This window comes from Pseudomonas sp. IT-P253, from assembly GCF_949768125.1.
In the GTDB taxonomy this organism is placed as follows: Bacteria; Pseudomonadota; Gammaproteobacteria; order Pseudomonadales; family Pseudomonadaceae; genus Aquipseudomonas.
The window spans coordinates 16,278-29,163 of record NZ_CATKPT010000025.1; the positions used below are offsets into that span (position 1 = coordinate 16,278).

The following is a 12,886-nucleotide window of genomic DNA, read 5'->3' on the forward strand; positions in this document are numbered from 1 at the left end:
TGCAGAAAAAGCCGCAGCCAGATCAGGATGTTCTGCCATGACGACGTCGGCCCGCCTCGCAATCATGTTCTTTGCAGCGCTGCTTAGCGCCTGCGCCAGCCGCCCACCGCCTCCTGCTCCGGTGGTTCGCGCGCCGATCATTTTCGGTTCCTCCCAAGCCTTCTCCCCCGAAGCAGAAGACGTACTGTTCCGCGCGTTGGGCCTGGTCGGCACACCTTATCGCTGGGGCGGCAACACGCCAGACTCCGGATTTGATTGCAGCGGCTTGATCGGCTACGTCTACCGTGATGTCGCGGGTATTTCCCTGCCGCGTACCACCCGCGAGCTGATCAGCATGCAGGCGGCCAATGTGGGCAAGGAAGGCCTGCAAACCGGTGACCTGATTTTCTTCGCCACCAACGGCGGCTCCCAGGTCAGCCACGCCGGCATTTATGTCGGCGAAGGCCGATTCGTCCATGCGCCAGCCACCGGCGGCACGGTGAAGCTCGACAGCTTGTCCAAAGCTTATTGGCAGAAAGCCTACCTGAGCGCCAAACGTGTCCTGCAACCTGAGCATCTGGCGCGTAACCCATAATTCGCGGAGGTTGTCATGACCGCTCGCACGCTTAATCTCGACGATTCCCTGTATCAATACCTGCTCGACGTTTCCTTAAGGGAAACGTCGGTGCTCAAGCGCTTGCGCGACGAAACCCAGGCGCTGCCAATGGCTCGCTGGCAGGTGGCGCCGGAGCAGGGGCAATTTCTCGCGTTACTGGTGAAGATCACCGGTGCCAGGCATTTGCTTGAAGTGGGCACCTTCACGGGCTACAGCGCCTTGTGCATGGCGGCTGCATTGCCGGATGACGGTTCACTGATCTGCTGTGATATTCCCGGCGACTACAACGCCATCGCGCGCCGCTACTGGCAGGAGGCGGGGCTCACCGAGCGGATCGATCTGCGTTTGGCGCCCGCGCTGGAAACGCTCAGCCAGCTCAATCAGCCAGGCTACTTCGATTTGATTTTCATTGATGCCGACAAAGCTAACTATCCGGCCTATCTGGAGCACGCCCTGCGTTTGCTGCGCGTGGGCGGTCTGGCGGTGTTCGATAACACGCTGTGGAGCGGGCGGGTGCTCGAGGAGCATTCCGAGAGCGCAGACACCCGAGCTATCCAGGCGCTCAATCGTGCCTTGAAGGATGACTCGCGCGTGGATCTGTCGTTGTTGCCGTTGGGCGATGGATTGACGCTGTGCCGTAAGCGCTAAACGCCGATCCTCCCTGTTGTAGGAGCGGAGCGAGCTTGCTCGCGATGGTGTATCAGGCGACATTGATGTAGCTGACCCACCATCGCGAACAAGCTCGCTCCTACAGGGGCTGTGTATCTTATTTAACCGCCCAAACGCGCCACACCTTGTTCCCCACATCATCCGCCACCAGCAAATCCCCCTGCTGATCAATCACCACACCCACCGGACGACCCATGGCCTCTTCTTTGGCGTTGAGGAAGCCGGTGAGCACGTCAATCGGCTGCCCGGTCGGTTTGCCTGCGCTGAACGGCACGAAAATCACTTTATAGCCACTGTGCGGATTACGGTTCCACGAGCCGTGCTGGCCGATGAATGCCCCTTCCTTGAACGGCGCCGCAAGTGTGTTGCCTTCAGCAAATGCCAGGCCCAGCGACGCAGTATGCGGGCCGACTGCGTAGTCCGGAGGGATCGCCTTGGCGACCAGGTCCGGGTTTTGCGGATCGACGCGAATGTCGACATGCTGGCCGTAATAGCTGAACGGCCAGCCATAGAACGCGCCGTCCTTGACCGAGGTGATGTAGTCCGGCACCAGGTCGCTACCGATTTCGTCTCGCTCGTTGACCGCCGTCCACAAGGCGCCGCTGTGTGGCTCCCACGCCATGCCGTTGGGGTTACGCAGGCCCGAGGCGAAGATCCGGTGATTGCCGGTGGCTCGGTCGACTTCCCAGATCGCCGCGCGACCTTCTTCCTTATCCAGACCGTTTTCGGCGACGTTACTGTTCGAGCCCACCGTGACGTACAGCTTGCTACCGTCTTTGCTGGCGATGACGTTTTTGGTCCAGTGATGATTCAACGGACCGGCTGGCAAGTCGACTACTGTGATCGGCGGCGAGGTGATCGCCGTATTGCCGTTTTCATAGTGGAAACGCAACAAGCGGTCGGTGTCGGCCACGTAGAGGTCATTGCCGACCAGCGTCATGCCGAAGGGGGAGTTCAGGTGTTCGAGGAATACCGTGCGGGTTTCGGCGATGCCATCGTGGTCCTTGTCTCGCAGCAGCGTGATGCGGTTCGGACTCGGTACGGCCGCGCCGGCGCGGCCCATGACTTTGCCCATGATCCAGCCGCGAATGCCTTTGCCATCATCGGGTTTCGGTGGTGCGTTGGTTTCGGCCACCAGCACGTCGCCGTTGGGCAACACGTAGAGCCAGCGCGGGTGATCGAGGCCTTCCGCAAAGGCCGCGACCTGAGTTCCGGCGGCTGCAATGGGTTTTGCGCCGGCCGGCCAGCCAATCGCCGGGGCGATGTTCACCGTAGGGATCAGGGTCTTGTTGGGTTCTGGCAGTTTTGGCGAGGGACCCGTGCCGTCGGAGACTTGCAGGCTGGAGGTTTCACTACAGGCGGCGAGCCCTCCGGCGAGCGCGATGACGAACACGAGTTGGGGGATGCGCATGCTGGATGTCTCTATGAATGCCCTATCCATTCATAGAGACGCCGAGTGGATTGAAGGTTCAACCGATCAGCCGCGTGCTTCCTTGAATAGCACGGCGATGCCCGGGTGATAGTTGCCCGCTTCATTGCGCAGTTTTCGGTACGCATAGGGGAAATACCAGGCGACGGCGCAGCTGTGTTCCTTCTGCAGGTCGTCGACCATGTCCTGGAGTTCTTCCGGCGTGGCGCCATGCTGGGCCTTTTGCGGCGCGACAAACAGGCAGCCGAGTTTCAGGTCGCTGGCGTAGCTGATTTTCTTCGCGTCGCTGGTGATATCAAGCAGGGCTTGAGTCAGGTTCAGGCTATTGACCCGAGGCCAGCGCTGCGTCGCCTGGAGGTAGGCGCGTTCTTCGGGGGTAGCGATAAACAGATCGGCGCGCGCATTGCGTTCGCCTTCTTCGGTTTGCTTGCGGGTCGACGTTTGTTGCAGCGTGACCATTTCCGCCATCCAGGCTGCAGTGGAAAGCAGCCCGAGGTTGGCTTTTTCATCGAACCAGTACGGGGTTTCGTTATCGCCGCGCACAGCGTTGTAGCGGTCGATACAGATAAACCAGCGCTCCAGCACCGGGCGCAGGAATTCCAGCTTCGGATTGCTGATGATCATGCCTTGCATGTTGCTCACCCTTGTTATTTTGATTGCGGTTATGGCTCTTTGATATCATTGCTCGCGCTGTGACACAACCTTGGCGTCAGCCGATTGACCGGCGGCAGTATATCGTTCACCGGCGTTCTGTCTTCATTTGACGCTCCATCCCCAACCCTCTAACCTTCGCGGCTTGTTTCAGGTGCTCTGTGACCCTGGTCGACAGAGTGAAACAGGGAAGCCGGTGAGTCACCCCTTCAAACGAAGGGGATCACGATCCCGGCGCTGCCCCCGCAACGGTAAATGAGTGAAGACTGTGCCTTGAGCCACTGTGTCGACTGTCGACATGGGAAGGCGCGCAGTCCGGCGTATCGCTGCTCATGAGCCCGGAGACCGGCCTGATTCATCCAGCGGCATCACGGTGGGCGATGCCAGGCTTTTTTCCGCCTATTCTTGTGCCTGCCCGCCGTTATCCAGCCTCAACGGAGAGCTCCCCCATGACTGATTCCCCTGATCGTGACGAACGCCATCTGGCGCGCATGCAGCGCAAAAAAGCCGTGATCGACGAACGCATCGCTAACTCCCCGAATGAATGCGGCCTGCTGTTGGTGCTGACCGGCAACGGTAAAGGTAAAAGCAGTTCGGCCTTCGGCATGCTGGCCCGGTCCATGGGCCACGGCATGCAATGCGGCGTGGTGCAGTTCATCAAGGGGCGCAACAGCACTGGCGAAGAGTTGTTTTTCCGGCGCTTCCCGGAGCAGGTGCGTTTTCATGTGATGGGCGAGGGCTTCACGTGGGAGACCCAGGATCGCCAGCGCGATATCGCTGCCGCCGAAGCTGCCTGGGCCGTGTCGCAGCAACTGCTGCGCGATCCGTCGATTGGCCTGGTGGTGCTCGATGAGTTGAACATCGCACTGAAGCACGGCTATCTGGATCTCGATCTAGTGCTCAGCGATTTGCAGGCCCGTCCGCCGATGCAACACGTGGTCGTCACCGGTCGCGGCGCCAAGCCGGAGATGATCGAACTGGCCGATACCGTCACCGAAATGGGCGTAATCAAGCACGCGTTCCAGGCCGGGATCAAAGCGCAAAAAGGCGTCGAACTGTGAGTCAACCACGTCATTGCCCGGCGGTACTGATTGCCGCGCCGGCTTCCGGTCAGGGCAAGACCACCGTCACCGCCGCGCTGGCCCGTTTGCATCGCAATCAGGGGCGCAAGGTTCGCGTGTTCAAATGCGGCCCGGACTTTCTCGACCCGATGATTCTCGAGCGCGCCAGCGGTGCGCCGGTGTACCAATTGGACATGTGGATGGTCGGCGAGCAGGAGAGTCGCCGGCTGTTGTGGGAAGCTGCCGGCGAAGCCGACTTGATCCTGATCGAAGGCGTCATGGGGTTGTTCGACGGTACGCCCTCCAGCGCTGACCTGGCGCGGCACTTCGGTGTGCCGGTGCTCGCTGTGATCGACGGCACGGCCATGGCGCAGACATTTGGCGCACTGGCCCTGGGGCTCGCGCGTTATCAGCCGGACTTGCCATTTGCCGGTGTGTTGGCCAACCGCGTCGGCACGCTGCGTCACGCACAATTGCTCGAAGGCAGCCTGACCGAAGGTTTGCGCTGGTACGGCGCCTTGTCGCGGGAAACCGGGATCGAATTACCGAGTCGGCACCTGGGGTTGGTTCAGGCCAGTGAGTTGAACGATCTCGATGTGCGCCTCGATGCGGCGGCGGATGCCTTGGCCAGTAGTTGTGAGGTCGCGCTGCCTCCGGCGGTGGAATTCGCCGCCCCGGATGTGATCGCGGCTGAGCCGTTACTGGCTGGCGTGCGGATAGCGGTCGCCCGCGACGAAGCGTTTGCATTCACCTATGGCGCGAGCCTGGATTTGCTGCGAGCCATGGGCGCCGAGCTACTGTTTTTCTCGCCGATCCGTGATGCCCGATTACCGGAGGCAGACAGCCTTTACCTGCCCGGCGGCTATCCTGAATTGCACCATGTGGCGCTGGCACAGAATGACACGATGCTGAGCGCGATCCGTGCGCACCACGTGGCGGGCAAACCGTTGTTGGCCGAGTGTGGCGGCATGCTTTATCTGCTCGATTCGTTGACCGATGTCGAAGGCGCACGCGCTGAGCTGGTTGGCCTGCTGAGCGGTGATGCGGTGATGCAGAAGCGTCTGGCCGCGTTAGCGTTACAAGCGGTCGAACTGCCCGAAGGTGTGTTGCGCGGGCATACCTATCATCACTCGTTGACCAGCACCGAGCTTGAGCCGATTGCTCGGGGGCTGAGCCCTAACGGTGGGCGCGGGGCGGAGGCGGTTTATCGTGAGGGGCGGATGACCGCTTCCTACGTGCACTTCTATTTTCCTTCCAATCCGACCGCTGTAGCCGCGTTGTTTGCGCCTGATCATGACACCGCCTTCGCGAGCAAGCTCGCTCCCACAGTTGATCACCTAACCCCTGTGGGAGCGAGCCTGCTCGCGAAGCGGCCATGACCGACAACGCATTCTCCGAAGCCGAACGCGCAGCGGTTTACCGAGCCATCTGCGAACGCCGCGACATGCGTCACTTCAGCGGCGGCAGCGTCGAGCCAGAGTTGCTCAGGCGCCTGCTCGAAGCCGCGCATCAGGCGCCGAGTGTCGGCCTGATGCAGCCTTGGCGTTTCATCCGCATCAGCGATCGGGCCCTGCGCGGCGAGATTCAGGTGCTGGTGGAAGAAGAGCGTATCCGCACCGCCGAAGCCCTCGGCGAGCGCACCGACGAATTCATGAAGCTCAAGGTCGAAGGCATCAACGACTGCGCCGAAGTGCTGGTCGCCGCGTTGATGGATGATCGCGAGCGGCATATTTTCGGCCGTCGCACCTTGCCGGAAATGGACATGGCTTCGTTATCGTGTGCGATCCAGAACCTCTGGCTGGCCTCCCGCGCCGAAGGGCTGGGCATGGGCTGGGTCTCGCTGTTCGAACCGCAAGCATTGGCGGACCTGCTGGGGTTGCCAGTCGGCGCAAAGCCGATGGCGGTGCTTTGTCTCGGACCGGTCAAGGAGTTCTATCCGGCGCCGATGCTGGTGCTCGAAGGCTGGGCGCAGGCGCGTCCGCTCAGCGAATTACTGTATGAGAATTATTGGGGAGAGAGTCAATGAGTGTGGCGTTGTTGAGTGTCGCCGCCGTGGCGCTGGATGCGCTGCTGGGTGAACCCAAACGCTGGCATCCGCTGGTGGCGTTCGGCCGTTTTGCCGAGCGCATCGAGCAACGATTCAATGGTGGCGGTCGCGGCTGGCGCAGTCACGGCGTCACCGCGTGGGTGATCGCGGTAGTGCCGCTGACCTTGCTGGCCACGGCGTTGTCCTGGGCGCCTTATGTCGGCTGGATCGTCGAGATTCTCGCGCTCTATTGCGCCCTCGGCCTGCGCAGCCTCGGCGAGCACATCGAGCCGGTGGCCAAGGCTTTGCGCAGCGACGACCTGGACGAGGCGCGCCAACGCGTGAGTTACCTGGTCAGCCGTCAGACCAGTGAACTGGATAAAACCGAAGTCGCCCGTGCGGCCACCGAATCGGTATTGGAGAATGGCAGCGACGCGGTGTTTGCCGCGCTGTTCTGGTTTGCCGTGGCCGGCGCGCCGGGCGTGGTGCTCTACCGTTTGAGCAATACGCTGGATGCGATGTGGGGCTACCGCAACGAACGCTTCGAACGTTTCGGTTGGGCCGCGGCCAAAATCGACGACATCCTCAACTACATTCCTGCGCGACTGGTGGCATTGACCTACGCGCTGCTGGGCAAAACCCGACTGGCGCTCAAATGCTGGCGCACCCAGGGCCCGACTTGGGACAGCCCGAATGCCGGTCCGGTAATGGCCGCTGGTGCGGGAGCTCTCGGCGTCGAGTTGGGCGGAGCGGCGATTTATCACGGTGAACTGCATCAGCGTCCATCATTGGGCGAAGGCGTGCCAGCGGATGCCGACGCCATTGACCGTGGCTGGCAATTGGTCCAGCGCGGCGTCTGGTTATGGCTGCTGATTCTCTGCGTGGGGGCCGAATTTTATGCTTGAACACGGTGGTCGGTTACGTAAAGCGGCGCTCGATTACGGCATTGCCGAAGCCGATTGGCTCGACCTGTCCAGTGGCCTCGCGCCTTGGCCGTTTGCAGTTCCTGAGATTGCGCAGCAGGCCTGGGCGCGTTTGCCGGAAAGCGATGATGGCCTGGAGCAGGCTGCTTGCGATTATTACGGCGCCGCCCAGGTGTTGCCGGTTGCCGGTTCGCAAATGGCAATCCAGTTGCTGCCACGTTTGCGTCGGGCCGGCAAGGTTGGCGTGCTATCACCGTGTTACGCCGAACACGCCGAAGCATGGCGACGCAATGGCTACATTGTGCGTGAAGTGATGGAGCAGGAAGTCGACTTCTATCTCGACAGCTTTGACGTGCTGGTGGTGGTCAATCCGAACAATCCCACTGGCCTGAGCCTGCCCCCGAGCAGGCTGCTCGACTGGCACGCACGACTGGCTCAGCGCGGTGGCTGGCTGGTGGTCGACGAAGCGTTCATGGACAACACGCCATCCTTGAGCCTGGCGCCTTTTGCCCATCAGGTCGGTTTGATCGTGCTGCGCTCCTTCGGCAAGTTTTTCGGCCTGGCCGGTGTGCGGTTGGGTTTTGTCCTGGCCGAGCGCAAGTTGCTCAAGTTGCTGGCCGAGCAAGTGGGGCCGTGGGCGGTCAGCGGGCCTACCCGGGTGGTCGGCCAGGCCTGCCTGCTGGATACCGAAGGGCACGTCAGGCAACGGGCGCGCACCGAAGTGGCCAGCGAGCGTCTGGCGCTGCTGCTTGAGCAGCACGGCTTCAAGCCCCAGGGTGGTTGCGCGCTGTTTCAATGGCTGATCACCGAACGCGCCGAACAGCTGCATGAATTCATGGCCCGGCACGGCATCCTGCTGCGGTTGTTCACCCATAACAGCAGCCTGCGTTTTGGTTTACCCGGTAATGAAGCCGACTGGACACGTCTCGCGCAAGCGTTCGATGCCTACGCTGAGGAAAACCAATGACTGGGTTGATAGCTCCGAGCGTCACGTTGATGGTACAGGGCACGACGTCGGACGCCGGCAAAAGCACACTGGTGACAGCGCTGTGTCGTTGGGTCACGCGTCAAGGCGTACGCGTCGTGCCATTCAAACCGCAAAACATGGCGCTCAACAGCGCAGTGACCGCCGACGGTGGCGAGATCGGGCGCGCGCAAGCGGTGCAGGCCCAGGCAGCCAACCTTGAGCCGCACACCGACATGAACCCGGTGCTGCTCAAACCCAACAGTGACACCGGCGCCCAAGTGATCATTCATGGCCGTGCCGTCACGACGATGAACGCCGTCGCCTATCACGATTACAAAGCCATCGCGATGCAAGCGGTGCTGGCCTCCCATGCACGGTTGAGCGCAGCGTATCCGGTGGTGATGGTCGAAGGTGCCGGCTCGCCGGCCGAGATCAATCTTCGCGCCGGTGACATCGCCAACATGGGCTTTGCCGAGGCGGTGGATTGTCCGGTTGTGCTGATTGCCGACATCAATCGCGGCGGTGTTTTCGCCCATCTGGTGGGGACCCTGGAACTGTTGTCGCCAAGCGAACAGGCGCGGGTCAAAGGTTTCATCATCAACCGCTTTCGCGGCGACATTGCCTTGCTGCAATCGGGCCTCGATTGGCTGGAAGCGCGCACCGGCAAGCCGGTGATCGGCGTGTTGCCTTACGTGATGGATCTACACCTCGAAGCGGAAGACGGCATCGATCAGCGCCAGGCCGACAAGGCTGACCAGGTGCTGAAAGTACTGGTGCCGGTGCTGCCGCGCATCAGCAACCACACGGATTTCGATCCGCTGCGCCTGCATCCACAAGTGGATCTGCAATTTATAGGTCCCGGCCAGACGATTCCGCCCGCGGATCTGATTATTCTCCCCGGCTCGAAAAGCGTGCGCAGCGACCTTGAATATCTACGGGCCGGCGGCTGGGACCGCGCTATTGCCCGACACTTGCGCTACGGCGGCAAAGTGTTGGGGATCTGTGGCGGTCTGCAAATGCTCGGTGAACAGGTGCACGACCCGCTGGGGCTCGAGGGCGCACCGGGTTCCAGTGCCGGTTTGGGCTTGCTGGCGTTCGACACGCAGCTCGAAGCAGAGAAGCAGTTGCGTAACGTGCGCGGGCGTCTGGCTCTGGAAAATGCAGCCGTCAGCGGCTACGAAATTCATGCCGGCGTGACAACCGGGCCGGCCCTGGAAAACGCCGCCGTGCAGTTGGACGATGGTCGCTGCGACGGTGCACAAAGTGTCGATGGGCAGATTTTCGGTACGTATCTGCATGGGCTCTTCGAATCACCGGCGGCGTGCAGTGCGCTGTTGCGCTGGGCAGGTTTGCAGGCGGTGCAGGAAGTCGATTACCACGCATTGCGCGAGCGCGATATCGAGCGACTGGCGGATTTGGTGGAGAAGCATCTGGATACTTCACTGCTGCGTGAGCTCTGTGGGATTTAGGGTGATTCCTTCGCGAGCAGGCTCGCTCCCACAATTGAGCGCATTCCTCTGTGGGAGCGAGCCTGCTCGCGAAGGGGCCTGTCGCAACACCGCCAACAAAAGGTTATGAACATGCTGCAACTGATCCTCGGCGGCGCCCGTTCCGGCAAAAGTCGCCTGGCTGAAAAACTCGCGTCCGACAGCGCTCTGGCGGTCACCTACATCGCGACCAGCCAAGCTCTCGACGGCGAAATGAACGAGCGGGTGGCCCATCACCGCGCCCGTCGTCCGCTCGAATGGGCGTTGATCGAAGAACCGCTGGAACTGGCCCGCGTGCTGCGCGAAACCGCCAGCGAAGAGCGTTGCTTGCTGGTGGACTGCCTGACGCTGTGGATGACCAATCTGCTGATGCTCGATAATGCCGAGCGCCTGACGGCCGAACGGGATGCCTTGCTGGACTGCCTGGCGTCATTGCCGGGTGAAATCATTTTTGTCAGCAACGAGACCGGAATGGGTGTCGTACCGCTGGGCGAGTTGACTCGCCGCTACGTCGATGAAGCCGGTTGGCTGCATCAAGCTTTGGCCGAGCACTGTCAGCGCGTTGTCTTGACCGTCGCCGGCCTGCCCCTGACTTTGAAAGGAACCGCGTTATGACTCAATCCTGGTGGTTGAACCCGTGCAAGCCGATCGATGCCCAAGCGGTCGAGCAGGCAGAGGCCCGTCAACAGCAACTGACCAAACCTGCCGGTTCCCTCGGTCAGCTGGAGGCGGTGGCGGTGCAATTGGCGGGACTGCAGGGGCGGGTCAAACCGAGTCTGGATCAGCCCTGGATCGCCATTTTTGCCGGTGATCATGGCGTGGTTGCCGAAGGCGTGTCGGCGTTTCCCCAGGAGGTCACGGGGCAGATGCTGCACAACTTCGTCAGCGGTGGTGCGGCGATCAGCGTGTTGGCGCGACAGCTGGGGGCTGCTCTGGAGGTGGTTGATCTTGGTACCGTGACGCCGTCGTTGAACCTGCCGGGCGTGCGTCACCTGAATCTCGGCCCGGGCACGGCGAATTTCGTCGACGGCCCCGCCATGACGGCGGTCCAGGGTGAGCTCGCCTTGCAGGCGGGTCGCGACAGTGTGCTACGCGCCATTGCAGCGGGTGCACAGTTGTTTATCGGCGGCGAGATGGGCATCGGCAACACCACTGCGGCCAGCGCGTTGGCCTGTGCGTTGCTGGAGTGTCCCGTAGCGCACTTGACCGGGCCGGGCACCGGGCTGAACGCGGCGGGTGTCAGCCATAAAGCCCAGGTCATCGAGCGCGCGTTGGCAGTGCACCAGGCTCAGCGCGGCGATCCGCTGCAAACCCTGTTTAACCTCGGCGGTTTTGAAATTGCCGCGCTGGTCGGTGCGTACCTGGCTTGTGCCCAGGAAGGCGTCGCGGTGCTGGTAGACGGGTTCATCTGCAGTGTCGCCGCGTTGGTGGCGGTGCGATTGAATCCTGCGTGCCGTCAGTGGCTGTTGTTCGGTCATCGCGGCGCCGAGCCGGGCCATCGTCATGTGTTGGAAACCCTGAACGCCGAACCTTTGCTGGACCTCGGCCTGCGTTTGGGCGAGGGCAGCGGCGCTGCATTGGCCGTGCCGCTGCTGCGTCTGGCCTGCGACCTGCACGGGCAAATGGCGACCTTCGCCGAAGCTGCGGTGGCGGATCGCCCGGCATGACCTTGCGCCTCGATCTGTTGCGCCACGGTGAAACCGAACTCGGCGGCGGTTTGCGCGGCAGCCTCGACGATGCACTGACCGACAAGGGCTGGGCGCAGATGCGCGCGGCAGTGGTTGAGCAGGGGCCCTGGGATCGTCTGGTCAGCTCGCCGTTGCAGCGTTGTGCGCGGTTCGCCGAAGCACTCGGGGCGCAACTGGGATTGCCGGTGCAACTGGAGAAAGACCTGCAAGAACTGCACTTCGGTGCATGGGAAGGGCAGAGCGCTGCAGCGCTGATGGAAACCGATGCCGAAGCGTTGGGGCTGTTCTGGGCCGACCCTTATTCGTTCACCCCGCCTCAGGGTGAGCCCGTCGCGGACTTTTCAACGCGAGTGTCGGCGGCGATCGATCGGTTGCACGCCACCTGTGCCGGCGAGCGCGTGTTGCTGATCAGTCACGGCGGCGTCATGCGTTTGTTGCTGGCGCGGGCGCGGGGACTGCCCCGTGAGCAGTTGCTCAACGTTGAAGTCGGTCATGGTGCGTTGTTCTCGCTGTCGGTCGAGTCGGGTGGCCAGCTAAAGGAAGCGTTCTGATCATGTTGCCGTTCTGGATCGCCCTGCAATTCTTGAGCAGCCTGCCGATTCGTCTGGCGGGTATGCCGACGCCACAGGCGGTGGGGCGGTCGCTGCTGTTTTATCCGCTGGTCGGTCTGCTGTTTGGCGTGATTTTGTGGGCGCTGAACCGGGTTTTGCAGGGGGCACCGTTATTGCTCCATGCCGCGTTGCTGCTGACGGCGTGGGTGTTGCTCAGCGGCGCGCTGCACCTGGACGGCCTGGCCGACAGTGCCGATGCGTGGCTCGGTGGGTTCGGCGACCGTGAGCGCACGCTGACGATCATGAAGGACCCGCGTAGCGGGCCGATCGCGGTCGTGACGCTGGTGCTGGTGTTGTTGCTCAAATTTGCCGCGTTGCTGGCGCTGATCGAGCAGCAGCATGCCGCTGTACTGATCATCGTTCCATTGATGGGGCGTGGCGCAATGCTGGGATTATTCCTGACCACGCCTTATGTGCGTGCCGGTGGATTGGGGCAGGCGCTGGCCGATCATCTTCCACGTTCGGCTGGCAAGCAGGTGCTGGCGGTCAGTGCGTTAGCCTGTGTTCTGATTGCTGGCCTCAGCGCCGTGTGGGCGCTTGCGTTGTCGGCGGTGGTGTTTGTCTGGCTGCGACAAGCGATGCTCCGGCGATTGGGTGGCACGACGGGTGATACGGCGGGGGCGATGCTGGAGTTGCTGGAGATGGCCCTGATCGTAGGGATTGCTTTGGTTTTGTAGGAGCGAGGCTTGCCCGCGAAGAACGATAACGCGGTTTTTCTGTAAAACCGCGTTGTATTCTTCGCGGGCAAGCCTCGCTCCTACGGGGTTTTGTATCAAAAA

The 12,886-nt window shown here is 61.9% G+C and carries 14 protein-coding genes and 1 riboswitch; of the genes, 12 read left to right on the forward strand and 2 right to left on the reverse strand.

Features of this window, described 5'->3' with window-relative positions:
• The first annotated feature begins 37 nt into the window (after positions 1-37).
• Positions 38-574 carry a C40 family peptidase gene (locus ACM6IR_RS15235; protein ID WP_414908493.1) on the forward strand — a complete coding sequence of 179 codons (537 nt, stop codon included), beginning with the start codon at positions 38-40 and terminating at the stop codon, positions 572-574.
• Between the two features lie 15 nt (positions 575-589).
• The gene (locus tag ACM6IR_RS15240; protein WP_414908494.1) at positions 590-1,243 is read left to right on the forward strand and encodes an O-methyltransferase; all 654 of its coding nucleotides are present in this window, start codon (positions 590-592) and stop codon (positions 1,241-1,243) included.
• Between the two features lie 118 nt (positions 1,244-1,361).
• On the opposite strand, the gene ACM6IR_RS15245 is transcribed toward ACM6IR_RS15240, so the two are convergent.
• Both ACM6IR_RS15245 and ACM6IR_RS15250 read right to left on the reverse strand, forming a co-directional pair.
• Positions 1,362-2,675, reverse strand: coding sequence for a PQQ-dependent sugar dehydrogenase (locus ACM6IR_RS15245; RefSeq protein WP_414908495.1), 1,314 nt, complete (start codon positions 2,673-2,675; stop codon positions 1,362-1,364).
• A gap of 66 nt (positions 2,676-2,741) precedes the next feature.
• Positions 2,742-3,326, reverse strand: coding sequence for a hypothetical protein (locus tag ACM6IR_RS15250; protein WP_414908496.1), 585 nt, complete (start codon positions 3,324-3,326; stop codon positions 2,742-2,744).
• Between the two features lie 153 nt (positions 3,327-3,479).
• Positions 3,480-3,713, forward strand: a riboswitch (cobalamin riboswitch).
• 80 nt (positions 3,714-3,793) lie between these two features.
• On the opposite strand from ACM6IR_RS15250, the gene cobO reads away from it, so the two are divergent.
• The 10 genes from cobO (at position 3,794) to ACM6IR_RS15300 (ending at position 12,784) form a co-directional block, all read left to right on the forward strand.
• Positions 3,794-4,405 carry a cob(I)yrinic acid a,c-diamide adenosyltransferase gene (gene cobO, locus ACM6IR_RS15255; protein ID WP_414908497.1) on the forward strand — a complete coding sequence of 204 codons (612 nt, stop codon included), beginning with the start codon at positions 3,794-3,796 and terminating at the stop codon, positions 4,403-4,405.
• Positions 4,402-5,784, forward strand: a complete 1,383-nt coding sequence (locus ACM6IR_RS15260) for a cobyrinate a,c-diamide synthase (protein WP_414908498.1) — start codon at positions 4,402-4,404, stop codon at positions 5,782-5,784. Before cobO ends, ACM6IR_RS15260 begins: the two co-directional genes overlap by 4 nt.
• The gene (bluB, locus tag ACM6IR_RS15265) at positions 5,781-6,431 is read left to right on the forward strand and encodes a 5,6-dimethylbenzimidazole synthase (protein ID WP_414908499.1); all 651 of its coding nucleotides are present in this window, start codon (positions 5,781-5,783) and stop codon (positions 6,429-6,431) included. The genes ACM6IR_RS15260 and bluB overlap by 4 nt, the downstream gene beginning before the upstream one ends.
• The gene (cbiB, locus tag ACM6IR_RS15270) at positions 6,428-7,336 is read left to right on the forward strand and encodes an adenosylcobinamide-phosphate synthase CbiB (protein WP_414908500.1); all 909 of its coding nucleotides are present in this window, start codon (positions 6,428-6,430) and stop codon (positions 7,334-7,336) included. The genes bluB and cbiB overlap by 4 nt, the downstream gene beginning before the upstream one ends.
• Positions 7,329-8,321 carry a threonine-phosphate decarboxylase CobD gene (cobD, locus tag ACM6IR_RS15275; RefSeq protein WP_414908501.1) on the forward strand — a complete coding sequence of 331 codons (993 nt, stop codon included), beginning with the start codon at positions 7,329-7,331 and terminating at the stop codon, positions 8,319-8,321. Before cbiB ends, cobD begins: the two co-directional genes overlap by 8 nt.
• Positions 8,318-9,790 (forward strand): cobyric acid synthase, encoded by a 1,473-nt coding sequence (locus ACM6IR_RS15280; RefSeq protein ID WP_414908502.1) that lies wholly within the window; start codon positions 8,318-8,320, stop codon positions 9,788-9,790. The genes cobD and ACM6IR_RS15280 overlap by 4 nt, the downstream gene beginning before the upstream one ends.
• A 111-nt stretch (positions 9,791-9,901) precedes the next feature.
• Positions 9,902-10,423: a bifunctional adenosylcobinamide kinase/adenosylcobinamide-phosphate guanylyltransferase gene (gene cobU / locus ACM6IR_RS15285; protein WP_414908503.1), complete on the forward strand. Its 522-nt coding sequence runs from the start codon at positions 9,902-9,904 to the stop codon at positions 10,421-10,423.
• Positions 10,420-11,475, forward strand: coding sequence for a nicotinate-nucleotide--dimethylbenzimidazole phosphoribosyltransferase (gene cobT / locus ACM6IR_RS15290; RefSeq protein ID WP_414908504.1), 1,056 nt, complete (start codon positions 10,420-10,422; stop codon positions 11,473-11,475). Before cobU ends, cobT begins: the two co-directional genes overlap by 4 nt.
• The gene (gene cobC / locus ACM6IR_RS15295; protein WP_414908505.1) at positions 11,472-12,047 is read left to right on the forward strand and encodes an alpha-ribazole phosphatase family protein; all 576 of its coding nucleotides are present in this window, start codon (positions 11,472-11,474) and stop codon (positions 12,045-12,047) included. The genes cobT and cobC overlap by 4 nt, the downstream gene beginning before the upstream one ends.
• A 2-nt stretch (positions 12,048-12,049) precedes the next feature.
• On the forward strand, positions 12,050-12,784 hold the full coding sequence (locus ACM6IR_RS15300; RefSeq protein ID WP_414908506.1) for an adenosylcobinamide-GDP ribazoletransferase: 735 nt from the start codon (positions 12,050-12,052) through the stop codon (positions 12,782-12,784).
• Positions 12,785-12,886 lie beyond the last annotated feature (102 nt).